This window comes from Aeromonas sp. 600948, from assembly GCF_049174875.1.
Taxonomy (GTDB): domain Bacteria; phylum Pseudomonadota; class Gammaproteobacteria; order Enterobacterales; family Aeromonadaceae; genus Aeromonas; species Aeromonas veronii_A.
The window spans coordinates 1-23,206 of record NZ_JAAKTY010000023.1 but is presented as its reverse complement, the minus strand read 5'-3'; the positions used below and the strand labels follow the sequence as shown (position 1 = coordinate 23,206).

Here is a 23,206-nt window from a genome sequence, read left to right as displayed (position 1 = left end):
CTGTCGCGAGAAGCTGTCAGCGAGGTGAAGAGCAGCGCAGGAACCGGAGCGTATAGAGATACGTGAGGCTTCCGAGCAGCGCATGAACCTTGATCACGGCTTCGCAGCCAGATCGTGAGCCAGTTTTCACTCATCCATAAACAGTTCGAGCAATACGTTCAGATAGCGATGGCCGAGAGAAGTGAGCTGCCAGCTATCCCCCAAATCCTCGATCAGCTCCTTGCTTTGGGCGATGGCGAGCACTGTCTCCACCCGTTCCAGCGGCAAGCCGGTATAGGCCTCGAACTCCACCTTGGGGGCAGGTTCAAACAGGCGGAAGCGGTTCATAAAGTATTCGAGCGGCAGATCGTCTGCCGTCACCTGCCACTGCTCGTCCAGATAGGGGCGACTCTTGTCCAGATACCCTTTCGGATGCTTCACCTTGGCGGTGCGCAGGATCTGTTGGTTCGCGAGATCGGTCACCTTGCCGTGGGCGCCACAGCCGATCCCCAGATAGTCGCCAAAGCGCCAGTAGTTGAGGTTGTGATGGCACTGATAGCCCTCTTTGGCATAAGCCGAGATTTCGTACTGGCGATAACCGCTGGCGGTAAGCATGGCGTGGCCCTGTTCGTAGATATCCCACAGGGTGTCATCTTCCGGCAGTTTGGGCGGTTTGGAGGCAAATGCCGTGTTCGGCTCTATGGTGAGCTGATACCAGGATAGGTGTGGCGGGGCGCAGTCGATCGCCTGCTGCAGGTCATAAAGGGCGTCATCCAGACTCTGATCCGGCAGACCGTGCATCAGATCCAGATTGAAGGTAGGCAACTTGATGGCATGGGCCAGTGCAGCGGCCTTGCGCGCCTCTTCCGGGCCGTGAATGCGACCGAGGCGGGTCAGCTTCTCCTGCTGAAAGCTCTGCACCCCGATGGAGATACGGTTGATGCCGGCGAGCTGGAAACCGGCGAACTTATCCGCCTCCACCGTGCCCGGGTTGGCCTCCATGGTGATCTCGCAATCTGCGGTGAGCGGAATGCGGGCCCGCACCCCGTCCAGCAAGGTTTGCATCGCCTCCACCGTCAACAGGCTGGGGGTGCCGCCGCCGATAAAGATCGAGGAGAGCGGCCGCCCCTGCGCCCACTTCAGATCCTGATCCAGATCCTCCAGCAGGGCGGCGACATATTCGAGGTGAGGCAACTCCCCCTTCTGGGCATGGGAGTTGAAGTCACAATAAGGGCACTTCTGGACGCACCAGGGCACATGAATATAGAGAGAGAGCGGCGGCAGTTGCAGCATGGGGCTTCCAATAAAACGGGGGCTCAAGGCCCCCATTGTAGATGACTATGTGTAATTGACCGTGTGTAACCGACAAAGTGGCGAAGTGACTCAGTGCGCCGCAGCCAGCGCCGCTTTGAGCTTGGCCAGCGCCTGACCGCGATGGCTGAGCTGGTTCTTCAGCTCGGCGGGCATCTGGGCGGCGGTGCAGTCGTGATCCGGCACGAAGAAGACGGGGTCATAGCCAAAGCCATGTTGACCGCGCGGCTCATCGATGATCATCCCTTCCCAGCTCGCCTGACAGATGATGGGGGTGGGATCGTCAGCGTGGCGCATATAGACCAGCACACACCAGAAGCGGGCGCTCTTCAGGTACTCGGGGGCACCTTGCAGCTCGCCGAGCAGCTTCTCGATGTTGGCCTTGTCACCGGCACCCACACCGGCAAAGCGGGCGGAGTAAACACCGGGGCGCCCTTGCAGCAGATCGACTTCCAGACCGGAGTCATCGGCCACGGCGGGCAAACCGGTAATGCGGGCGGCGTGGCGGGCCTTGATGATGGCATTCTCGACGAAGGTGGTGCCGGTCTCATCGGCATCGGAGACCGCAAACTCGCTCTGTGGGATCACCTGGATCTTCATATCGGCCAGCATGGCGGCCAATTCCTTCACCTTTTTCTGGTTACCTGTTGCCAGGACAAGCTTGTTCATCGAGCACCTCCGCAAAAATAATCTGCGCATTCTATGCGGCGCAAGCGTTTAGTAAAAGCGCCAATTACACCCGCTGTGATGGGGTTACGGGGGATTTGCCACCATCGAATAACCAGCTTTTTAATACATGTTTCCATAATGGAATAACCAAAGTGATTAAATACCATTTCTATTCATTACTGTGAGTCAGTAGACTCGCGCCCCAATTCATTAACCTGGCTGACTAAAGAGGTGACAGATGCCATTGATACTTTTACTCGTACTACTGGTGCTGTTCAGTCCGCTGGCTATCGACATCTACCTGCCCGCCATTCCGCAGATGGCCGAGCAGCTGGGCGCCGAAGTAACCCTGATGCAGGGCACCATCACCTGGTTCCTGTTCAGCATGGGACTGGGGCAACTACTTGTTGGCCCGCTGGCCGATCGCTACGGTCGCAAGCCCATCGCGCTGGGCGGCGTGCTGCTCTATGGCCTGAGCGCGCTGGGGGCCGGCTTTGCCGCCAGCCTCGGCGAATTGATGCTGGCCCGGGTGCTGCAGGGCTTCGGCGCCTGCGCCACCTCGGTCGCCGCCTTCTCGGTGGTGCGTGACAGCTACGGCCCGAAAAAGAGCGGCCAGATGATCTCCTATCTCAATGGAGCCATCTGCTTTATTCCTGCGCTGGCCCCCCTGCTCGGTGGCTGGCTCACCGCCAAGGCAGGCTGGTCTGCCAACTTCTGGTTTATGGCCGGTTATGCGCTCATCGTCGGCAGCTGGCTGATGTGGCGGATGCCGGAGACCCGCCCGGAGGAGACCCGTAGCGAAGGGGCCCTCATCAGCTGGTCTCGCTACAGCCCGGTGCTGCGCTCCCCCAGCTTCCTGTTCAACGCGGCGCTGTGCATGCTGGCGATGGCGGTGATCCTCGCTTATGTCACCGCCGCACCGGTGCAGCTGATGGTGAAACTGGGGCTGGATATGAGCGGCTTTAGCTACTGGTTTACCGCCAACGCTGCGCTTAACATTCTGGCCTGTTTCATGGCCCCGCGCTTTATCGCCAAGGTAGGGCCAAGACGCACCCTGCGTATCGGCCTGCTGGTACTGATGCTCTCGGCCATCACCCTGACCCTCGCGATGCACATCGAACATCCGCTGGCGATGATGGGGCCGGTATTCCTCTCCAGCATCGGCTTTGCCATGATTCTGGGCTCGGCCGCCGGGATGGCGCTGGCACCATTCGGCCACTGCGCCGGTACCGCCGCCGCCCTGCTCGGCCTGTTCCAGATGAGCGGATCCGGCGCGTTGGTTGGCCTGACCGGCGCCCTGATGCACGACCCGCTGAGCCAGCTGGCGCTGCATATGTGGCTGCTGCTGCCGCCCTTGGTGATGCTGATGACCCGACGCGGTCGCCGCTTGTGTTTGCAATAAATCCTGTGCTCTGATGGGCACACTCAGGGGGCCATCGGCCCCCTTCTCGTTTGTATCGCCTTTACAACGAATGGCCATCCGGCAGAGAGCCTGCGATGGCAACCCCACTCACTCGATGTCAGCGGAGAACTCCCGATGAGCCACACTCTCAACGCAGCCCTGGTGGGCTATGGCTTTGCAGGCAAGACCTTTCACGCCCCCTTCCTCTCCACCACCCCGGGCTTGTCCCTCAGTTGGGTGGTGAGCCGCGATGCCGCCAAGGTGCAGGCCGATCTGCCCGGCTGCCGGGTCGGTTCACTGGAGGAGGTGCTAAGCGATGAGACCGTCGATCTGGTGGTGATCGCCACCCCCAACGACACCCACGCTCCTCTGGCCCGCCAGGCGCTGCTGGCAGGCAAACATGTGGTGATCGACAAGCCCTTTGCACTGGATCTGGCCGAGGCGCAAGCGCTGGTCGAGCTGGCCGAAAAGCAGCAGCGGCTGCTCAGTATCTTCCACAACCGGCGCTGGGATGGAGATTTTCTTACCGTGCGCCGTTTGATTGGCGAGGGGACGCTGGGGCAGATCGCCCAGTTCGAATCCCACTTCGATCGCTATCGCCCCGAAGTGCGCCAGCGCTGGCGCGAAGCGGGTGGCCCGGGTTCCGGCCTCTGGTTCGATCTCGGCCCCCATGTGCTGGATCAGGCATTGCAGCTGTTCGGCCAGCCGGACTGGTTGCAGGCCGATCTGGCCGAGCAGCGCCCCGGCGCACTGGCGGACGACTACTTCCATGTGGTGCTGGGTTACGGTGCTCTGCGGGTTATTCTGCATGGCAGCAGTCTGGTCTCGGCCACCATGCCGCGCTTTGTCATTCACGGCAGCCAGGGTTCGTTCGTGAAATTCGGTATGGATGTGCAGGAAGATCAGCTCAAGCAGGGCAAGCGGCCACCGGCGGCTGATTGGGGCATGGATAGCGAACCCGGTCAGCTCAGCCGCATTGTCGATGGTCAGTTACAGCAGCAGAGCGTAGTGGGTGAGGCGGGGGATTATGGCGCCTACTATCGCGGTGTCTGCGCCGCCATCCAGGGCGAAGGGAGCAACCCGGTGCCAGCAAGTGAAGCGCTGGCGGTGATGGCGCTGCTGGATCTGGCCCGTCAGAGCCACCTTGAGGGAAAACGGCTGCCCTGTCAGAAGCTGTCTGACTAAGGTGTGGGCCATCGGCCGCGCTTGAGCAACCTTGACCTTGCTAAACCGCCACAAGATGGCAGTAAAGCGGTGTTTTATTGTGCAATTAGTGCCATTTAACGGCATCTTGTATTGATATCAGTCGTTGCAGTGGAGCTTTTTATCCACGGCACGAAAAAATGTCATTGTGATATCCGTTTTCATCGGTAACTAATGGGGCTATATTGCGCCCGCCTGCTGCCTCCCGGCTTCTTGTTTCAATACCGGGCAACGGTGGGCGCTGTGATGGTTGCACAGACCATCTCTCCATCTTTTTTTGAGGGAATGCACATGAACAAAGTACTGGTAGCCGGTATCCTGGGTCTGATGTTGACTGCTTGCGGTCAGAAAGAAGAAAAAGCTGCCGCTCCTGCTGCTGCTCCGGCCGCCGAAGTTGCTGCCACTGTAGAAAAAGCCGCTAGCGAAGCCACCTCTACCGTAGAGAAGGCCACCTCCGAAGCGACTGCAACCGTAGAAAAAGCTGCTACCGAAGCCGCTACCAAGGTTGAAGCTGCAGTGAGCGATGCCAAGGCCAACTAAGCCTGCACCTCATTCGAAGACGGGTCCGAAGGCAACTTCGGGCCCGTTTTTTTATCTGTCGTTCAGGAGGCCGGATTAATCAGCGAGGTGAGGATGTGATCCTCCCAGCGGCCATTGATCATCAGATATGCCCGCGCGAATCCCTCCCGCTCGAAACCGAGCCGCTCCAGCAAGGCGCCACTGCGCTGATTGGCAGGCATATAGCAAGCCATGATGCGATGCAGATCGTGCTCCCGAAACAGGTAGTCGATGGCGGCTGACAGCACCTCTCTCATCACTCCCTGCCCTTGATGCTGCTGGTCGATGGCGTAGCCCAGATGACACGCTTTGAAGACCCCCATCAGGATATTGCTGAAGTTGCAGGTGGCGATCACCCGCTCGCCAGCCGGATCGATGGCCACCAGATTGACGCCGGTGCCGTTGAAGAACTGGCTGTAGCTGTCCTGCAGCCGGGCATGCCAGTAAGAGAGGGTGTAAAAGTGCTCGTCCCGAAGCGGCTCCCAGGGGGTGAGATGGTCACGGTTGCGCCGGTAGAAGTCGAGCATCATGGGGGCCTGATCCGGCGACAGTATGGTCAGGTGGGTGCGGGCCGTCTTGATATGTGGCAGCGCCATCAGGACTCCCTCTGCCTTAACCACTCATCGCGCAGCAGGCTGTAGTGGGCATGGTCCACAATCCGGTTGCCCAGCCGCTCTGCGCGCCGGGTCACCCCCTCAAGCTGCATCCCGAGCCGTTCACAAACAGCCCTGCTGGGCTCGTTATCGGTGGCGGCGCTGATCTCCACCTTCTCCATCCCCATCTCTTCGAAGGCGTGGTGGATCAGGGCCTGACAGGCACGGGTGATGATACCGTTGCCCTGCCAGCGCTCCGCCAGCCAGTAGCCGATGACCACCTTGCCAAGGTCGTGATCGATGCTGTTGTAACCTATGACTCCCACCACCTCCCCCTGATACTCGATGGCGGTGGTGAGCCCCTCGCCCCGGGCGAACTTCTCGATGGCACTGCGAATGAAGAGGGCGCTGTCAACGGGGCGCTGGATCAGTGGCGGCCAGGGTAGCCACTGGGAGAGGTACTCCCGGTTGTCATTGCAGAGGGCAAACAGTTCGCTCGCCATATCGGGCTGCAAGAAGAGCAGCGCAAGCTCGTCGTCCAACTGCCATGAAAACATGGGATTCTCCTTTCAAATCAGTGATCAAATAGCGAACCAGCCACCCAATGTAGCCAATCGCCACTGGCCGCGCCAGCCACTTTTACGGCCCCCCTCCGGCAGGCTTCGCAGAGGGTGACAGCGCACGTACTCTCCTCCCTCAAAAGAGGAGGGTGGGAGTCTGAAACCGGATAATGCTCTCCACATGACGCCGATAAATGCCCCCCAAACGGCACTTTGGCAGATCCTGCTACCCCTTTGTGCTGCGCTGTCACTTTTGACAGGGGGCACTTTCCCCCACCGGCACTAGCTTCAAAACGCCCGACCTTCGGTCGGTTTATCAACCTCATCGATTTAAGGAAAGAAGAGATGAATAAAATTTATCTGGCCGTTGCGCTGGCCTGCTGGGGAAGCGCCGCACTGGCGGCGCAAGAGGTAGAGATCAACGTAACGGCAAACGGCATCCGGGCCATGACAGGCCTCAGTGCCGCGAGTGGTACCTTGCAGCTGGAAGATGGCGAGTTTCGTCAGGTGCGGGTGGTCAAGCTGCCCAATGGCCAGCAGCGGATCCGCTACGAGCAGGTCTGGAACGGCATCCCGGTAATGGGTCAGGTGGTGGTAGCTGACAAGAGCCTGAACGGCCAGCTGCAACAGGCCAGCGGGCGCATGCTGCGCCAGATCGATCAGGATGTGGCAAGCCCGGTCGCCACCCTCTCGCCACAGGATGCCGCCAGCAAGGCCAAGGCGGGCAGCAAGGGGAGCAACGAGCAGGTCAAACTCTACGTGATGCAGGATGAGAACGGGCTGGCCCGGCTGGTTTATCAGGTCTCCTTCATCGCCGAAGGTGACAAGCCGAGCCGCCCCTTCGTCATTCTTGATGCCCAGAGCGGTGAGGAGCTCAAACGCTGGGAGGGGATCAACCACAAGGACGCCAGCGGCCCGGGGGGCAACATCAAGACCGGCAAATACGTCTACGGCACCGACTTTGGCCCGCTCATCGTGGATGACAACTGCCGGATGACCAGCCCCAACGTCGATACCATCAACCTCAACCACGCCACCTCAGGCGGTGCCATCCACCAGTTCACCTGCCCGGAGAACCGGGTCAAGGAGATCAACGGCGCCTATTCGCCCCTCAACGACGCCCACTACTTCGGCAACGTGGTGTTCGACATGTACCGCAACTGGTACAACACGGCGCCCCTCACCTTCAAACTGAAGATGCGGGTTCACTACAGCAAGAATTACGAGAACGCCTTCTGGGATGGCAGCCAGATGACCTTCGGTGACGGCGCTACCACCTTCCACCCGCTGGTGAGCCTTGATGTGGCGGCTCACGAGGTGAGCCACGGCTTTACCGAACAGAACTCCGGGCTGATCTATTCAGGACAATCCGGCGGCATCAACGAGGCCTTCTCCGATATGGCGGGGGAAGCGGCCGAGTTCTACATGAAGGGGAGCAACGACTGGCTGGTCGGCGCCCAGATCTTCAAGGGCAACGGCTCCCTGCGCTACTTCGAGGATCCGACCCGGGATGGCAGGTCCATCGGCCATGCGGCGGATTATCAGGAGGGGATGGATGTACACCACAGCTCCGGGGTCTACAACCGCGCCTTCTACCTGCTCGCCACCAGCAGTGGCTGGAACACCCGCAAGGCATTTGAAGTCTTCTTGCTGGCCAACCGCCTCTACTGGGGCGCCAACACCAACTATCAGCAAGGGGCCTGCGGCGTCAGCCGGGCGACCGCCGATCTGGGTTACAGTCAGGCGGATGTGGCACGGGCCTTCCAGACCGTCGGGGTCGATGCCAGCTGCGGCAGCACGCCGCCACCGAGCGACAACGTGCTGCAAAACGGCGTGCCGGTAAGCAACCTCGCCGCCAGCAAGGGTGGCAAACTCAACTACACCCTGAACGTACCGGCGGGCACCAGGTCGCTGCAGATCAGCAGCAGCGGCGGTACCGGTGATGCCGACCTCTACGTCCGCTTTGGCAGCGCCCCCACCAGCAGCAGTTACGACTGCCGCCCCTACAAGGGGGGCAATAACGAAAGCTGCTCGTTCACCAATCCCAAGGCGGGCACCTGGCATGTGCAGCTGTCAGGGTTTGCAGCGTTCAGTGGCGTGACCCTCAAAGCCAGCTACTGATCCACCCGGTGCGGGCCTTGTCCCGCATCGCTCTACTCATTGCGCCACCGTTTCGCCAGCGTGCGGGCGGTGGCCAACACGGTTTCCCGGGCCGGGTTGGGCCGCTTGCCACCTCGCCAAGCCATCATCACATCCCAATGCTCTTGCGGCAGATTGCGCACATCGAGCCTGACCAGCCGACCCACCTCCAGATCCCGCTTGATGGCCAGCTCCGGCATCAGGGTGATAAACCCGTGTTCCAGCGCCAGATCCCGCGCTGCACTGGCGGGTTGCACCGCATGCAGGGGGCTGGCCGCCCGCCGCAGCCGCCGCAACTGCTGGATAAAGACGTCACACCCCGGCCCCCATACCTGAGGCGCCAGCCGCTGGTCGGCAATATCCTCCAGGGTGAGGCCGTGACAACCGGCCAGCGGATGCAATGGCGAGGCGATTGCGATGATGGGAGAGCAGCAGAGCAGCTCCATCTGCAGGCCAGCAACCGGCGGGCGCTTGAGCACAAAGCCGATATCGGCCTCGCCGGTCAGCAGCGACTGCATGATCTCGCCGGAGTGATCCGTGGTGCAGCGGATTTCGAACGGCTCGTCCACCAGCTCCATCAATAGCGAGCCAAACACCACCGAAGTGAGGGATGGCAGACTGGAGAGACGGATACAAGGCAGTGCAGGTGCCCCCTGCAGTGCCAACCGTCCTTCACTCAGAGTGGCCAGCGCCGAGCGGGCGGCAGGGAGAAACTCCTCGCAGGCACGGGTCGGCGTCACCCCGCGCCGATGACGCTGAAACAGCGGTGCCCCGAGGCTCTCCTCCAGCTGGGCAATCCGCTGGCTCACCAGCGGCTGTGACCAGCCACGAATGGCCGCCGCCTGACTGAAGCTGCCCAGCTCGGCCACATCCAGCAGCAGTTGCAGATCGTCCAGATCCATAGACATAAATAATCCTGATATGAAATATAGGTAGTTGTCGTCTACCACTATATCTAAACCCTCTCCAGAATGAAGGTATCTGTGAATGAGAGGGCGTTATGGTCGATAAGGCGAGGTTTTGGGGGCGCTGGTTTCTGGCGCTGGATACCACACTGGTGATCCTGGGTTTCTTTGTGGTGATGCCGATGATCAGCCTGCGCTTCGTCGAGCAGCTCGGCTGGGCGGCCGGTCTGGTGGGGCTGGCCCTCGGCCTGCGCCAGCTGACCCAGCAGGGGCTGGGGATCTTCGGCGGCTCGCTGGCCGACCGCTTCGGCGCCCGCCCGCTCATCGTCACCGGCATGCTGCTGCGGGCGGTGGGCTTCGCCACCCTGGCCTGGGCCGACAGCGGCGCCATGCTGATCTTCTCCTGCTTCCTCTCTGGACTGGGCGGTTGCCTGTTCGACCCGCCACGGGCCGCACTGGTGATCAAATTTACCCGTCCCCATGAACGGGGCCGCTTTATCTCCCTGCTGATGATGCTGGAGAGCGCGGGAGCCGTCACCGGCGCCCTGCTCGGCAGCTGGCTGCTGCGCTTTGACTTCACTTACGTCTGCCTGCTGGGGGCAGGGCTCTTCACCCTGGCGGCCCTGTGCAACTGGACCCTGCTGCCCGCCTACCGCCTCTCGGTCAAACCGACCCCGATGCGGGAAGGGTTGGGACAGGTGCTGGCAGATCGCGCCTTCTGCCGACTGGTGCTGATCTTAAGCGGCTATTACATGCTGTGGGTACAGGTGATGCTGATTTTCCCCATTCTGGTCAAGCAGCTCTCCGGCACCACCACGGCGGTGGGCTGGATGTACAGCCTGGAAACGGCGCTGTCACTGGCGCTGCTCTACCCTATCGCCCGTTTCAGCGAACGGCGCTATCGGCTGGAGAGCCGACTGATGGCAGGTATCCTGCTGATGACGGTGGGGATCGGGCTGGTCGCCTTTGTCAGCACTCTCTCCGGCATCTTCGTACTGCTGGCCTGCTTCTATCTGGGGATCATCATCTGTGAACCGGCCCGGGAGACCCTGATGACCCGGCTGGCCAACCCCACAGCCCGCGGCAGCTACATGGGCTTCAGCCGCCTCGGACTGGCGCTGGGGGGCATGACCGGCTATGTGGGCGGCGGCTCCCTCTATGACTTCTCGCTGCAACAGGGACAACCGGCCCTCCCCTGGCTGGTGCTGGGCACCATAGGCGTCGCCACCATGTTGCTGCTCGCCCGCTGCTTCTCCCGCCGCCCGGAGCTGGCCATCAGAGCCGCCGCCTGACGCCCCCCTGCCTACGGCAGCCCCGACAACGGGGCTGCAGCTCACCCCATATTCTGCAAGCCATCACAGCAAAAGGTTGCGAATTACAACTTTTACGCTATTTTAGTTGTCATACACAACTAAACAGGAAACCACGATATGGATCCCCGTCCCCTGCGCGCCCTGTCGCGCGATCTGGTTCGCGAACTCGGCATGCTCTCCCAGCAGTGCGGCTATCTGGCCCTCACCCCCATCGAGGCTCACCTGCTGATCGAGCTGGAAAACGCCCCGGCCACCAACCAGCAGCTGGCAGAAAAGCTGCACATCGACAAATCCAACGCCAGCCGCCCGCTTGCGCGCCTCGCCGAGCGGGATCTCATCAGCTGGCACCCGCACCCCTCCGACGGCCGCAGCAAGGAGGCCCGCCTCACCGTCAACGGTCAGGGGATGCTGCTGGAGTTGCACCGGGAGATGGACGGGGCGATGGAAGAGATGCTGGCGCAGTTGAGCCTGCCCGAGCGGGAGCAGCTGTGGCAAGGGCTGCGGCTCTATCGCAGCGCCCTCTCCCGCGCCCGTCGCCAGCGGGGCTACCAGATCCGCCCCATCACGGCGGCGGACAATGCCCAGATCGCCTTGGTAATTCGCGCCGTCTCGGCCGAATATGGCCTCACCGCCGACAAGGGGTATGGGGTCTCGGATCCCAATCTCGACACCCTCTCCCAGAGCTATCAGGGGGAGAAGAGTCGCTACTGGGTTATCGAAGGGCCGGACGGTTCCATCCTCGGCGGTGGCGGTATCGCGCCATTGGCGGGAGAAGAGGGAGTCTGCGAGCTGCAGAAGATGTACTTTATGCCCGCCCTGCGCGGACTGGGCCTTGGCAAACGGCTGGTGTTGCAAGCGCTGGATGCCGCTCGTGGTTTGGGCTATCGCCGCTGCTATCTGGAGACCACTGAGGTACTGCGCGAAGCCACCAGCCTCTACGAATCACTGGGCTTTGAACACTTGCCCGGCCCCCTTGGTTGCACCGGCCACGGGGATTGCGAGATCTGCATGGTGCTGGACCTGGCACTCTAAAGTGATAGCTGCAAACAGGAGTCTCCCCTGCTTGCAGCTTCGTTTATTATGGCAGCGCCACTACCCGGAATCGCTCCAGCACCAGCGTGGCGTGCTCATCAAATTCGCCCCCTTCCGCCTTCATCTCGCATTCGAAGAATGCCTTGTGCGCTTTGCGCCACCAAGCCAGAGAGCCATCGCCCTCCCCCTCCTCGGCGGCAAACGCAGCATCAATCTCATCGAATGGACACAAGGTGACTGACACCAGTTCAACCAGAGCCTTGGGGTGACCACTCCAGTCTGTTACCACCAGCAAGTCACCCTGTTCCGGCATCCGCTCGCCCTTCTCCAGATACCAGTAAGCGAGGCTACAGGTCGCTCGCTTGCGGCCTGCTGCCACCAGCTCGGCACAGAGGTTGGCATTGTGTTCATCAGCACAGAAGTAGTCCGCTGAGACATGACGAGCCCGTGCTGCCACCGGCAGGGATAACAGATAACTCTCAGCCAGAGCCGAGCAGGCAGGATTCATCGATTCAACCATCACCTCTCCTTGGTGCATAAAAAAATCCCGCCATCTGGCGGGATTTGGTAAGCAGTATCAGTGCTCGCGAGTCTGGCGGAACTGCACGTCGGGGTGGCGCTCCTGTGCCAGGCGCAGGTTGACCATGGTCGGCGCGATGTAGGTGAGGTTGTCACCGCCATCGAGGGCCAGGTTGACCTCGTTCTTGCGCTTGAACTCTTCGAACTTCTTGACGTCGGTCCCTTCCACCCAGCGGGCGGTGGAGACGTTGACCGCCTCGTAGATGGCCTCGACGTTGTACTCGCTCTTGAGGCGCGAAACCACCACGTCAAACTGCAGCACACCGACCGCACCAACGATGAGATCGTTGCTGATCAGCGGACGGAACACCTGCACCGCCCCCTCTTCAGAGAGCTGGACCAACCCCTTGAGCAGCTGCTTCTGCTTGAGCGGGTCGCGCAGGCGGATGCGGCGGAACAGTTCCGGTGCAAAGTTCGGGATACCGGTGAACTTGAGATCCTCACCCTGGGTGAAGGTGTCGCCGATCTGGATTGTGCCGTGGTTGTGCAGACCGATGATGTCACCGGCGAAGGCGTCTTCCGCCTGCTCACGGTCACCGGCCATAAAGGTCACGGCGTCGGAGATGTTCACATCCTTGCCGATACGCACATGGCGCATCTTCATGCCCTTGCTGTAAGTACCTGACACGATACGCATAAAAGCGATACGGTCGCGGTGTTTCGGATCCATGTTTGCCTGGATCTTGAACACGAAGCCGGAGAATTTCTCCTCGGTCGCCACCACTTCGCGGCTCTCGGCCTTGCGCGGCATGGGAGACGGCGCCCAGTCAGTCAGGCCGTCCAGCATGTGGTCAACACCGAAGTTACCCAGTGCGGTACCGAAGAAGACCGGGGTCATCTCGCCAGCGATAAAGGCATCGTGATCGAACTCGGGAGAGGCGCCCTGCACCAGCTCCAGCTCGTCGCGCAGTTGCTGGGCCAGATCTTCGCCGACGGCGGCATCCAGATCCGGGTTGTTCAGCCCCTTGACCACCCGCTTCTCCTGGATGGTGTGGCCCTGACCGCTCTGATAGAGATAGGTCTCGTCCTTGTAGAGGTGGTAGACACCCTTGAAGGATTTGCCGCAGCCGATAGGCCAGGTGATGGGGGCGCACATGATCTTCAGCTCGCGCTCTACCTCGTCCATCACTTCCATCGGATCGCGCACTTCGCGGTCCAGCTTGTTCATGAAGGTGAGGATGGGGGTGTCACGCAGACGGGTGACTTCCATCAGCTTGCGGGTCCGGTCTTCAACACCCTTGGCGGCGTCGATGACCATCAGGCAGCAGTCGACCGCGGTCAGGGTACGGTAGGTATCTTCGGAGAAGTCCTCGTGACCCGGGGTGTCGAGCAGGTTGACCAGACAATCGGCATAGGGGAACTGCATCACCGAGGTGGTGATGGAGATACCACGCTGCTTCTCCATCTCCATCCAGTCGGATTTGGCGTGCTGACCCGAGCCACGGCCCTTGACGGTACCGGCGCGCTGAATGGCCTGTCCGAACAGCAGGACTTTTTCGGTGATGGTGGTTTTACCCGCATCCGGGTGCGAAATGATCGCAAAAGTGCGTCTCTTGGAGACTTCACTCAGAAATTCAGCTGACATAATTCAACGTTCTTCTATTGAGCGGTGGCATCAGCCACCGTGGGAATAAATCCGGAATGCCGCTCACGGCACATGTATACGCAACGAAAGCCACGCCAGCTGGCGTATTGCCAACCTGGTGGAGAGAGGGAGGAGGGTTGCGTTACATGGGTCTTCTCGCCTGAGTCAAAGCAAAATTGCGCGACATTATACCCGCGCGAGTGAAAAATACCCAGTCCGTCAGTCGTCTGTTTCCACCCGGTTGCGCCCGGCCCCTTTTGCCCGGTAGAGAGCCTCATCCGCACGCCGGATCAACGCGGCCAGATCCTGATCATCATCGCGCTGGCAGGCACACCCGATGCTGATGGTCACCGGATGGGACAAACCGGGCAACGCCCGTTGGCCGACCCTGGCGCGGATCCGCTCAGCCAAACGGGACGCCTCCTCCAGCCCCGTCTCCGGCAGCAGTGCCAAAAACTCCTCTCCACCGGTACGGCCCAGCAGATCCTGCTGCCGCAACTCTCTTGCCACCATTCTGGATACCCACTGCAGTACCCGATCTCCCTGATGATGACCCAGCGAATCGTTGATCCGCTTGAAGTGATCGATATCAAAAAGCAGCAGAGAAAAGGGCATTCGCTGCCTGCGGGCCAGCTCAAAGTGCTCGCGCCCATCCACCAGCACCCGACGCCGGTTATCGATGCCGGTCAGCTCATCGGTAAAGGCCAACCGATGCATCCGACGATTGCGCTCCAGCAACCACCTCATCGTCAGCAGAGCCACTCCACCGCAGAGCACCATCACCACCAGCAACCAGAAGCGACGCTCCTTGATCTGCGCCAGCTCCTGCCGCTGCAACTGCTGCTCGACCCGCAACCGCTTGTTCTCTTCCGCCTGGCGGGTCAGTTCAAACTGGCCGCGCACCCAGGCTGTACTCTGCTCTCGCTGCATCTGGTCGAGGCGCTGCTCTTGCACCAAATGATCCCGCAAGGCCGCCAGCGCAGCCGGATAGTCCCGTTGCAGCTCGAATGCTTCGCTGCGCACTGCGTAGAGATCCATCAGGTAACGAGTGTGCCCCTCAGCCTTCAGGATCGGTTCAATCTTCGCCAGTGCGCTCAAGGCCGGGACCGGATCCCGCATTTTCACCTGCAGTTTGGCCATTACCAGCTCGAGATGGGCGTGGAGGATAGGATCAACTTCAGGGGTGAGCACGCCTGCTGCCTGCGCCAGCAAGCGTCCGGCCTGCTCCAGGCGCGCCAGACCGAGCAGAGCCTCCGCCAGCATCACTTGACGATCCGCATGTTCAATCCGGTACTCGGGTTGTTGCAAAAAGGCGAGACTACGTTCGAGCTCCTGCTGCGCTTCCTGATAGCGCCCCGTCTCCAGATAGACCAGAGCCAGCTGCTCTCTCATCCTGGCCAAACCGAACCCGTCATGGTTGTGGGCAAAGTGTTCATGCAACCGGTTCAGGGTAGTGAGCGCCTCGGCATAGAGACCCATGCGGCGAAACGCGGCGGCAATCTCGAGCTGCGCCCGGTTATACCAGGTGGTCAATCCCAACCGTTCGTAGATGTCGTGCGCCCTGGTGAGATCCACCAGCCCCTGCCCTGACGCCCCCTGAAACGACAACATGGCTCCCCGGTGGGACAGCGCAAGCGCCTCCAGCTTGAGCACAGCGGCCTCCCCTGCCAACCGCAGCCCCTCATCATAATCCCGACGGGCCTGTGCCACCTCGCCGAGCAGCTGATTGAACCAGCCACGACAGATGAGTAACTCGGCAATGGCTGCGTCATCTCCCCGTTGTTGAGCCAGCACCAGTTGGCTGTCGGCATACGCAATCGCACGGCGAGACGCCTGGATGTCATCGGCAGATTGGGCCCAGCAAGCCAGACGACTGATCCGCATCAGCTGGGACGGTGGATAGTCGCTGCCATCCCGCAGCAAGCGAGCAACGCGCTCCCGCAGCAACTCGATAGGCTGATGGACCTGCTCCATCTCCTCCAGTTCATTTTCCAACTGCTCGGGGGACAAGGGTCTGGCTGCCAGCCCGAATACCGCCAGCAACAGCAGCAAGGCAAGTCGGCTCATAAACACTCCGGATGAATGGGGAAAGAGCAGCAGGCGACCCGATACCGGAAAATCACCCTGTAACAACGGCTGTAAAGGCTACCGCAAGGAGAGAGGACTTGAATGGGTTTCATCTCACATTTTACAGCAATATCATAACGTTGGAATGAGGAGGGGGATACAGAGCGAAAGAGGGGGCTGGCTCCCTCCCGGTAACTAATGATGCTGCCAGCGCCGCAGTAGCCGGCCGCGCAGACCGCAATCGAGCAGCCAGCTGTTGTCAAAGACACGCAACAGTGCCGGTTTGGCGTGCCGGGACATGGCCACTGCGTGAAAGCGGGTCTGGCGCTGGCGATAGCGGTTCATCTGCTCGAGCAGGGCATGGGGCAGACTCTGAGCGATAAAGTCCGAAATAACCAGCACATCTGCCTTGGCAAAAGCGGGCTCATCGAGTTTGACCAGCGCCTTCTCCAGACAAGGCACCAGATCGGTACCACCGTGAAAGCTCATGGAGAGGAAGCGCTCCGCCTTTTCCAGTCCGGTATCGGCGGTGATCTCAAGGGTCGCCACCTCGGTAGAGAAGAGCATCAGGTAGCAACCGCGCTTCTCATCCATCGCCACCTTGAGCAGCGCAAGAAAGAGTGCCTTGGCACACTCCTCGGGATAGCCCCCCATGGAGCCGGAGGTATCGACACAGACGATAAAGGGGCCCCGCTGCTGCAACTGCTGCCCCCCCAGCTCCGGGGTGCGCAGCATGATGCGCTGGCGCGGCAAGGTGCCGCGTGACTGGTAACTGAGCAGGCGCCGCTCCAGATAGCGGCGGTAGAACTCCAGCTCCAGCTCCGGCAGCCCCAGCATCACCGCCTCGCTTGGCAGTAGCCGCATCAGGTCGCTCGCCTGGTGGATGCCCACCAGGTCGTCCGGCACATCGTCGCTGGGGGCGGGCTCCAGCTCCAGCACCTGAACCGGTGGCACCGGCTGCTCCTGCGCCCGGCGATCCCGCTCGCTGCGCCCGAGAAGAGCGGCAATCTCCGCCAGCAAGGGCTCGCGCTGCAACATACGGGCGTATTGCTTGACCAGCACCAGACTGCGTTTGTGCCAGTGCCCCTGCGCCAGATCCCAAAGACCACCGGCTGAGATCTGGTTCGGATCGAGGGCATCGGCCAGGGTGCGGCTCGCCAGCAGCTGATCTTCAATCTCCTGACGCTGCTTCTCCCGCTCCGCCTCGGCGATCTGCTGCTGCAGTTGCAGCAGGCTCCCCACCAGACTGGCACGCCACTTGTCGATAAAGAGCTGGCGCAGCCCCTCGGTGGGGTGAGCCATCAGCTGGCGAACCAGCGAACGGGCCTCACCGGCAAAGGGGCTGTAGTGATCCAGCGACTCCAGCAGGGCGGGCAGGCGACCAATCAGCTCGGTCATCGGCAACTGCCGGTGCGCCTGATAGAGCAGGTACTCCTGCTCCAGCGCCACCGGCACCGGCTTGTGACGGATCTCCTCGCCAAGCTGCTCACCCCAGCTCTGCAGGCGCTTTTTCAGCAGCTTGCCCTGCAGCGGGGAGCGTTTGATAAATTCGGAGATCTTAGGCGACGCAGCAAGCAAAAGTGCCACCTCCCCTGCCAGCTCCCCTTCACCGATCAGGAGCCCCAGATCCAACATGCCAATCTCAAGCATGAGCGCTCCTTACTCGTCCAGCCTTGGCAACCGCTCGCGCCACTGTGTCAGCTCGCCGCGCAGCAGTTCAAGATCCCGGCTCAGCACGAAGAAGCTGTCCTCCACCTGTTGCAGCCAGCGCTGGGCAATAAAGAGGTGCTGCCGATGACGATCGAACAGAGTACGCTGCTGTTTAAGCTCCAGTACCACCTTGCCAACCTGGGCAAGCAGCTCATCAAGCGCTTGCAGCCAGGGCGCCAGCACCACCTCGGGGATGGCGTTGCGCTCCATCAATACCAGCGGGATCTGCTGGCGCTGGATATCGAGCACCTGCAGGCGCAGCTCATCGTCAAGTACCAGCTCGTAGTGTCCCTCTTTCGGGTTGCCATATTGATAACCCACCAGCGCCTCGCCGGTCGGATGCCAATGGGAAAGCAGGGTACGATCGAACACCAGGGTGCTGGTGAGACGCTCGGGATCGCTGCCATCCAGCGGTGCCGGGGTGAGCAGATGGAAGTGCACCTGCTTGCCAAAGGGTCTGGCGTTGGCGAGGGGGATCTCGATCCCCCTCGCCCGTCGGCCAAACCACTGCTTGCGCTTGCGCGCCTTGCAGCAGAGACGTTGTGCCACGCCCTGTTTGAGCTGTTTGAATTGATCCCGCAGGGCAAGCAGCTGGCGGGTCAAGGCCAGTTGCTGATAACCGTAGAGACGGGAGAACTCGGTCATCATCTCCAGCAGGGCGGTGCGGGACTCCTCGTCATGCCAGAGACAATCCTTGAACAGCAGCAGATCCACCGGTGCGACCTCATCGCGGCCATTGAAGAAGGCGCTCGCCTTGATGAGCCGTACCGCCTTCTTCCAGCGGCGATCCGACACATAACAGCGATGGGCCAGCTGGCTGTCTAGCTGCTGGCGCAGCTGATAGATAAGTTCGAAACAGGCATCCGGCAGGCGCACCTGCTCAATCTGGCTCTGCCACTGCTCGTACTCATCCCCCCGGATCTGCAGGGATTCCGGCAGATTCTGGTGGGCGTGACCGTCGCTGGCCAGCATGGATTGAAAGTTGGCTTTCTCCTGCACCCGGTCCATCCAGATCCGCACCAGCATCCGGTCGTAGAGCGCTTCCAGCCCGCTGTCCGGCGCCGGCAGCTCGTTGGAGGCGGTCACCAGCAGCCGCATGGGGATGGGATGCTGGCTATCACCATTGCGGAACTGCCGTTCGTTGATGGCGGTGAGCAGGGTGTTGAGAATGGCGGGACCCGCCTTCCAGATCTCGTCGAGGAACACCACCTCAGCCTCCGGCAGATAGCCGGCAGTGAGGCGCAGGTATTTGCCATCCTCTTTCAGCGCCTGAATGGAGAGGGGGCCAAATACCTCCTCCGGTGTGCTGAAACGGGTCATCAGATATTCAAAGTGGCGGGCGTCGTGAAAGGCCAGCTTGAGGCGACGGGCAATCAGACTCTTGGCGATACCGGGTGGCCCCAGCAAGAAGACACTCTCACCGCTGAGGGCTGCCAGCAGACCGAGGCGCAGGGCATCCTGCCGTTCATAAAGCCCCTCACCAAGGGCTGCCAGCAGCCGGGGCAGGCGCTCCTGGATGGGAATAAGACGCGCAGGGTTCTGGGCTTGAGCTAAAGACGACATAGAGAGTGTTCCGAAGCTGGGATGATGTTAGCCCCAAGGCGTGATATCCATTTGCTCGACCTTGGGTTTTGTCTTGTTATGATGTTTATTCTGGTATCTCTTGCCGCACAATACCCGCCTCTGGCAGGAAAAAACGCAAAGGCAGTGCGATACCGTATCGGCAGCGTGCTGCGCCCATGCATAGCCAGTGTCGTGATGGCACCATGCCCGCATGCGCCAGATGATGCGTTGCAAAGGGTGCAGCAAAAGCGGTTCGAGTGTACCCTGCGCAACACAATTTTCCCCAACGCAGATCAAGAGTGAGTCGCCCCAGATGCAAGATCCCGTTCGTCAGAGCATGTTGGCCCGCATGGGCATTCAAAGCTGGCAACTGCGTCGTCCGGCATTGCTGGGTGCAGATCTCGTACCCGAGCTTGCGCAAGATGCCGTGCAGCCCGACCAGACAGCACCGGCCACCCGCGCTCCGCTGCCCAGCGGCAAACTCTGGTTGCTGGCGCCTCAGCTGCCTGCCACCACGCTGCTGGCGGATATCTGCCAGCTGCTCGGCATGACCCCCGACGAGGTCTCACTGCTCAGCGAGCTGCCACCTGCCAACCTGCAAACGGCGGATGCCTCACCGCTGCTCTGGCTGACGGAGGCCAACCCGGAACGACCCGATGCGTTGATCTGTCCGCTGGCCCCCAGTGCCGCACAAAAGCGCGCCCTGTGGCAACAACTACGCCGACACCTGGCGAACAGTACGGCATGATCCTGCATCATGCCTTCAACGCCCTCTTGGAAGCCGCTCTTTTTACCTGATTTTACAAAAGTCGTCTTTGCCAACCCCGACATCCTCCACCCAGTCACCCGGAGTCAACATGCCTGAGTTTCGTCCCCTGCTCGAAGCCGATTTCGACCTTGTCTATCCCATAGAGCAGGCCGCCCACAAGGAGCCCTGGAGCCAGGCCAACCTGCTATCCTGCTTCGGTCCTCGCTATCTCAACGGCTTGATGCTGGTCGATGGTCGCCCGGCCGGCTTCTATATCTCGGATCTGGTGGCCGGAGACAGCTCGCTGATGAATATCTGTGTCCACCCCGAATTTCAGGGCAAGGGGTTGGGACGGACACTGCTGCAAGCCTACCTGACTCGCAGCAAACAAGCCGGGGCAGAGGCCTGGTTTCTCGAGGTGCGGGCAGGCAACCAGACCGCCATCAACCTCTACGAGAGCGCCGGCTTTGCCGAGTATTGCCGCCGCGCCGACTACTACGGCACCGGCAATGATCGGGAAGATGCAGTACTGATGTCCCGCCTGTTCGACTTCAGCTGATCCCGCCTCAATCGAGGGGGGCGTTATCCATCGCCGGATCCTGCAAGGAGAGAGTGGTGTGAACCACCGCCTCGAATCCGGCGGCGGAAAGCGGCATATAGAAGCCCCGCAGCCAGGTTTTCCCCGGCATCCAGATCTGCTGTATATCCACCACTATCTTGATCGGTTTGAGGGGTTGACCCGGCTGCTGGATATAGATGCCGGGCGGTGTGGCCACCTTGGGAAAACGGCGCAGGATCTGTTCACTACCATCCCCCTTGCCCGGATTGAGCCGCACCTTGACCAATCGGCTCAACGGCACTCTCATCTCTTCACTGCGCCAGAAGCGTTCGTTCAATGCCTTGCAGCGACGGCACTTGGGGGTCTCCAGCACATAGAGCAGCGGATAGCCCAGCGCCAATGCCTGCTGTTGGGCCTGCTGGTATCCCTCCGCCCCTTCATACCAGGGATTCGCAGGCTGCTGTGTCTTGCCCAGAAAGTACCAGGCCGCCCCGCCCCCCACCATCATGAGCCCGATCACGGCCAATGCCCCTTTCATCCATAGATTCATATCGTTAACTCTCCCTTTGCTCCTTTGCAGTATCGGCCAGTCTGCGCAAAGGGAGAGCTATTTGCGCTCTTTGTGATCCAAGACAAACGGCGAACACTTGTAAGCTGTAATGTTGGAGTTTAAACTCTAGCCCGATTTTTAGTGCCCTCGCGGGCGTACAACTGTAATTAAAGGATGTTTAACTGATGCCGAAGCTTCATCTGGTTCGACTGATGCGTGAACGTATTGCCCAGCTTGGCAACAAGGCTGCCCTGCGGGTTCAGCAAGATGGCCAGTGGCGCGCCATCGGCTGGCGTACTCTGGGCCAGGCCATGGACTACTGCGCACAGGCGCTGATCCGTGCCGGCCACCAGCCAACCGAGATGGTCGGCATCTATGCCCGCAACATGCCGGAATGGACGCAGGCCGATCTCGGCATCTTGGCCGCCCGCGGCGTCAGCGTCCCTATCTACCCCACCAGCACCCTCGATCAGCTGCGCTACATCGTCAAAGATGCCGGCATCAAGGTGCTGTTCGTTGGCGAACAACCTCAGTTCGATCAGGCGCTGCAACTGATTGAAAGCGGCGAGATCCGCCAGCTCATCGCCCTCGACGGCAACGTCAACCTGCGCGGCTGCGAGCAGGCGAGCCACTTCCAGACATTTCTGGTCTCCGGCAACCATCAGCCCAGTGAGCAGGAACTGCGAGTACGGGAAACCCAGTACCGGATGGATGACCTGCTGACCCTGATCTATACCTCCGGCACCACCGGCGAACCCAAGGGGGTCATGCTCGACTTCAGCAACATCGCCGCCTGTTTCGAGATGCACAACAGCCGCCTCGACCTCAATCAGCAGGATGTGTCGCTCTGCATGCTGCCGCTCAGCCACGTGTTCGAGCGGGTATGGAGCTATTACGTGCTCTACTGCGGCGCCGAGAACGTCTATATCCGCGATCCGCAGAAGGTGATGGATGTGATTGGCGAGGTGCAGCCGACCGTGATGTGCGCCGTGCCGCGCCTCTACGAGAAGGCCTATGCCATGATCCAGGCCAAAGTCGCTCAGGCTCCGGCTCTGCGGCGCGCCCTGTTTGGCTGGGCAACCCGTGTCGGCAAGCAGATGGTTGCCACCCGTCAGACGGGCAAGTCCGCTTCCCCGCTGCTCTACGGCCAGCTCTGGCTCGCCGAGCGACTGGTGTTTCGCAAGCTGCGCGCCCGCTTTGGCGGCCGCACCCGCTTCCTGCCGGTGGCGGGCGCCCGTCTGGCCGACGATGTGAACCTCTTCTTCCAGGCGATGGGGCTCAACCTCAAGTACGGCTACGGCATGACCGAGACCACTGCCACCGTCTGCTGCTACGAAGACAGCCAGTTCAAGCTCGGCTCCATCGGCACGGCACTGAACGGCATCGAAGTGAAGCTGGGTGAGAACAACGAGCTGCTGGTGCGCTCCCCCACAGTGATGCGCGGCTACTACAACAAGCCGGACGCCACCGCCGAAGTGATGACCGAGGATGGCTTCCTGCGTACCGGCGATGCCGGTGAGCTCGACAGCCAGGGCAATATCTACTTCACCGAGCGCCTCAAGGAGCTGATGAAGACCTCCAACGGCAAGTACGTGGCCCCGCAACTGGTGGAAGGGACCATCGGCAAGGATCGCTTTATCGAGCAGATCGCCATCGTCGCCGATGCCCGCCACTTCGTCTCGGCGTTGATCGTCCCCTGCTTCGAGTCGCTGGAGGAGTACGCCCGCTCCATCAACCTGCAGTACCAGTGCAAGACCGAGCTGCTGCGCCACTCCCGGGTAATGGAGTTCTTCGAAGCCCGCATCGCCGATCTGCAAAAAGAGCTGGCCAAGTTCGAGCAGGTGAAGAAGTTTACCCTGCTGCCGAGCGCCTTCTCCATGGAGCTGGGTGAACTAACCCCCACCATGAAGCTGCGCCGCAAGATCATCGAAGCCAAGTACCAGAGCGAAATCGAGGCCATGTATAACCACGTCTGATATCGCTCAGGTTCAGATGTCTAGTCCTGAAATAGGTTTACACATTTTCAACTAGCATTTTTCTACTCAGAACCCTCTATGTACCGCATCGGGGGTTCTGTATTTCAACGCATGATGCGGCCGCTCCTCGTTGTAAATATCCACCGCTTCACGCACCATTTCCCGCGCTTGCGTCAAATCCTGCGGGCTTTGCAACAATAACTCT

General features: G+C 60.8%; 21 protein-coding genes. 9 read left to right on the top strand and 12 right to left on the bottom strand.

Features of this window, described 5'->3' with window-relative positions; translation table 11 throughout:
• Positions 1 to 126 precede the first annotated feature (126 nt).
• Both hemW and rdgB read right to left on the bottom strand, forming a co-directional pair.
• Positions 127 to 1,272 carry a radical SAM family heme chaperone HemW gene (gene hemW, locus G5182_RS16955; protein ID WP_201987902.1) on the bottom strand — a complete coding sequence of 382 codons (1,146 nt, stop codon included), beginning with the start codon at positions 1,270 to 1,272 and terminating at the stop codon, positions 127 to 129.
• 90 nt (positions 1,273 to 1,362) lie between these two features.
• Positions 1,363 to 1,959: an RdgB/HAM1 family non-canonical purine NTP pyrophosphatase gene (rdgB, locus tag G5182_RS16950; RefSeq protein WP_005340539.1), complete on the bottom strand. Its 597-nt coding sequence runs from the start codon at positions 1,957 to 1,959 to the stop codon at positions 1,363 to 1,365.
• Positions 1,960 to 2,197: 238 nt separating this feature from the next.
• On the opposite strand from rdgB, the gene G5182_RS16945 reads away from it, so the two are divergent.
• From G5182_RS16945 to G5182_RS16935, 3 genes are all read left to right on the top strand, one after another.
• The gene (locus G5182_RS16945) at positions 2,198 to 3,361 is read left to right on the top strand and encodes a multidrug effflux MFS transporter (protein ID WP_005340537.1); all 1,164 of its coding nucleotides are present in this window, start codon (positions 2,198 to 2,200) and stop codon (positions 3,359 to 3,361) included.
• A 135-nt stretch (positions 3,362 to 3,496) separates the two neighbouring features.
• On the top strand, positions 3,497 to 4,546 hold the full coding sequence (locus G5182_RS16940; RefSeq protein ID WP_201987901.1) for an oxidoreductase: 1,050 nt from the start codon (positions 3,497 to 3,499) through the stop codon (positions 4,544 to 4,546).
• Between the two features lie 309 nt (positions 4,547 to 4,855).
• Positions 4,856 to 5,104 (top strand): hypothetical protein, encoded by a 249-nt coding sequence (locus G5182_RS16935; RefSeq protein ID WP_005340533.1) that lies wholly within the window; start codon positions 4,856 to 4,858, stop codon positions 5,102 to 5,104.
• A 62-nt stretch (positions 5,105 to 5,166) separates the two neighbouring features.
• Here the strand turns inward: G5182_RS16935 and rimJ are convergent, their stop codons facing one another.
• On the bottom strand, positions 5,167 to 5,718 hold the full coding sequence (gene rimJ / locus G5182_RS16930; RefSeq protein WP_201987900.1) for a ribosomal protein S5-alanine N-acetyltransferase: 552 nt from the start codon (positions 5,716 to 5,718) through the stop codon (positions 5,167 to 5,169).
• Positions 5,718 to 6,272: a GNAT family N-acetyltransferase gene (locus tag G5182_RS16925; protein ID WP_005340529.1), complete on the bottom strand. Its 555-nt coding sequence runs from the start codon at positions 6,270 to 6,272 to the stop codon at positions 5,718 to 5,720. The genes rimJ and G5182_RS16925 overlap by 1 nt, the downstream gene beginning before the upstream one ends.
• Positions 6,273 to 6,620: 348 nt before the next feature.
• On the opposite strand from G5182_RS16925, the gene G5182_RS16920 reads away from it, so the two are divergent.
• Entirely contained in the window at positions 6,621 to 8,396 is a 1,776-nt protein-coding gene (locus G5182_RS16920; protein WP_266134775.1) for a M4 family metallopeptidase, read from the top strand.
• A 32-nt stretch (positions 8,397 to 8,428) separates the two neighbouring features.
• Here G5182_RS16920 and G5182_RS16915 read toward each other — a convergent pair whose 3' ends face one another.
• Complete coding sequence (locus G5182_RS16915; protein WP_005340524.1) at positions 8,429 to 9,322, bottom strand: LysR family transcriptional regulator; 894 nt, start codon at positions 9,320 to 9,322, stop codon at positions 8,429 to 8,431.
• A gap of 92 nt (positions 9,323 to 9,414) precedes the next feature.
• Between G5182_RS16915 and mdtH the strand changes: the two genes are divergently transcribed.
• Positions 9,415 to 10,611, top strand: a complete 1,197-nt coding sequence (gene mdtH, locus G5182_RS16910) for a multidrug efflux MFS transporter MdtH (RefSeq protein ID WP_421254550.1) — start codon at positions 9,415 to 9,417, stop codon at positions 10,609 to 10,611.
• Positions 10,612 to 10,749: 138 nt separating this feature from the next.
• A complete protein-coding gene (locus G5182_RS16905; protein WP_421254549.1) occupies positions 10,750 to 11,664 on the top strand; it encodes a bifunctional helix-turn-helix transcriptional regulator/GNAT family N-acetyltransferase in 915 nt (304 codons plus the stop codon).
• A 46-nt stretch (positions 11,665 to 11,710) separates the two neighbouring features.
• On the opposite strand, the gene G5182_RS16900 is transcribed toward G5182_RS16905, so the two are convergent.
• The 5 genes from G5182_RS16900 to G5182_RS16880 all read right to left on the bottom strand — a co-directional run bounded on the left by G5182_RS16900 (position 11,711) and on the right by G5182_RS16880 (position 19,168).
• Entirely contained in the window at positions 11,711 to 12,184 is a 474-nt protein-coding gene (locus tag G5182_RS16900; RefSeq protein WP_216980118.1) for an ASCH domain-containing protein, read from the bottom strand.
• A gap of 57 nt (positions 12,185 to 12,241) precedes the next feature.
• Positions 12,242 to 13,828: a peptide chain release factor 3 gene (gene prfC / locus G5182_RS16895; RefSeq protein WP_227016253.1), complete on the bottom strand. Its 1,587-nt coding sequence runs from the start codon at positions 13,826 to 13,828 to the stop codon at positions 12,242 to 12,244.
• 219 nt (positions 13,829 to 14,047) lie between these two features.
• Positions 14,048 to 15,895, bottom strand: a complete 1,848-nt coding sequence (locus tag G5182_RS16890; protein ID WP_421236000.1) for a diguanylate cyclase — start codon at positions 15,893 to 15,895, stop codon at positions 14,048 to 14,050.
• A 195-nt stretch (positions 15,896 to 16,090) separates the two neighbouring features.
• Positions 16,091 to 17,545 (bottom strand): ATPase RavA stimulator ViaA, encoded by a 1,455-nt coding sequence (viaA, locus tag G5182_RS16885; protein WP_227341930.1) that lies wholly within the window; start codon positions 17,543 to 17,545, stop codon positions 16,091 to 16,093.
• Between the two features lie 9 nt (positions 17,546 to 17,554).
• Positions 17,555 to 19,168, bottom strand: a complete 1,614-nt coding sequence (locus tag G5182_RS16880) for an ATPase RavA domain-containing protein (protein ID WP_227341929.1) — start codon at positions 19,166 to 19,168, stop codon at positions 17,555 to 17,557.
• A 313-nt stretch (positions 19,169 to 19,481) separates the two neighbouring features.
• Between G5182_RS16880 and G5182_RS16875 the strand changes: the two genes are divergently transcribed.
• Both G5182_RS16875 and rimI read left to right on the top strand, forming a co-directional pair.
• The gene (locus G5182_RS16875; protein WP_227341928.1) at positions 19,482 to 19,916 is read left to right on the top strand and encodes a DNA polymerase III subunit psi; all 435 of its coding nucleotides are present in this window, start codon (positions 19,482 to 19,484) and stop codon (positions 19,914 to 19,916) included.
• Positions 19,917 to 20,025: 109 nt separating this feature from the next.
• Positions 20,026 to 20,475 (top strand): ribosomal protein S18-alanine N-acetyltransferase, encoded by a 450-nt coding sequence (gene rimI / locus G5182_RS16870; protein ID WP_216952883.1) that lies wholly within the window; start codon positions 20,026 to 20,028, stop codon positions 20,473 to 20,475.
• A 7-nt stretch (positions 20,476 to 20,482) separates the two neighbouring features.
• Here rimI and G5182_RS16865 read toward each other — a convergent pair whose 3' ends face one another.
• Complete coding sequence (locus tag G5182_RS16865; protein ID WP_406596058.1) at positions 20,483 to 20,983, bottom strand: hypothetical protein; 501 nt, start codon at positions 20,981 to 20,983, stop codon at positions 20,483 to 20,485.
• Positions 20,984 to 21,210: 227 nt separating this feature from the next.
• On the opposite strand from G5182_RS16865, the gene G5182_RS16860 reads away from it, so the two are divergent.
• Positions 21,211 to 23,001 (top strand): AMP-dependent synthetase/ligase, encoded by a 1,791-nt coding sequence (locus tag G5182_RS16860; protein WP_216952881.1) that lies wholly within the window; start codon positions 21,211 to 21,213, stop codon positions 22,999 to 23,001.
• 66 nt (positions 23,002 to 23,067) lie between these two features.
• Here the strand turns inward: G5182_RS16860 and G5182_RS16855 are convergent.
• Positions 23,068 to 23,206, bottom strand: a 139-nt coding sequence (locus G5182_RS16855) for an integrase core domain-containing protein (RefSeq protein ID WP_201906747.1), incomplete at its 5' end; no start/stop codon positions are given.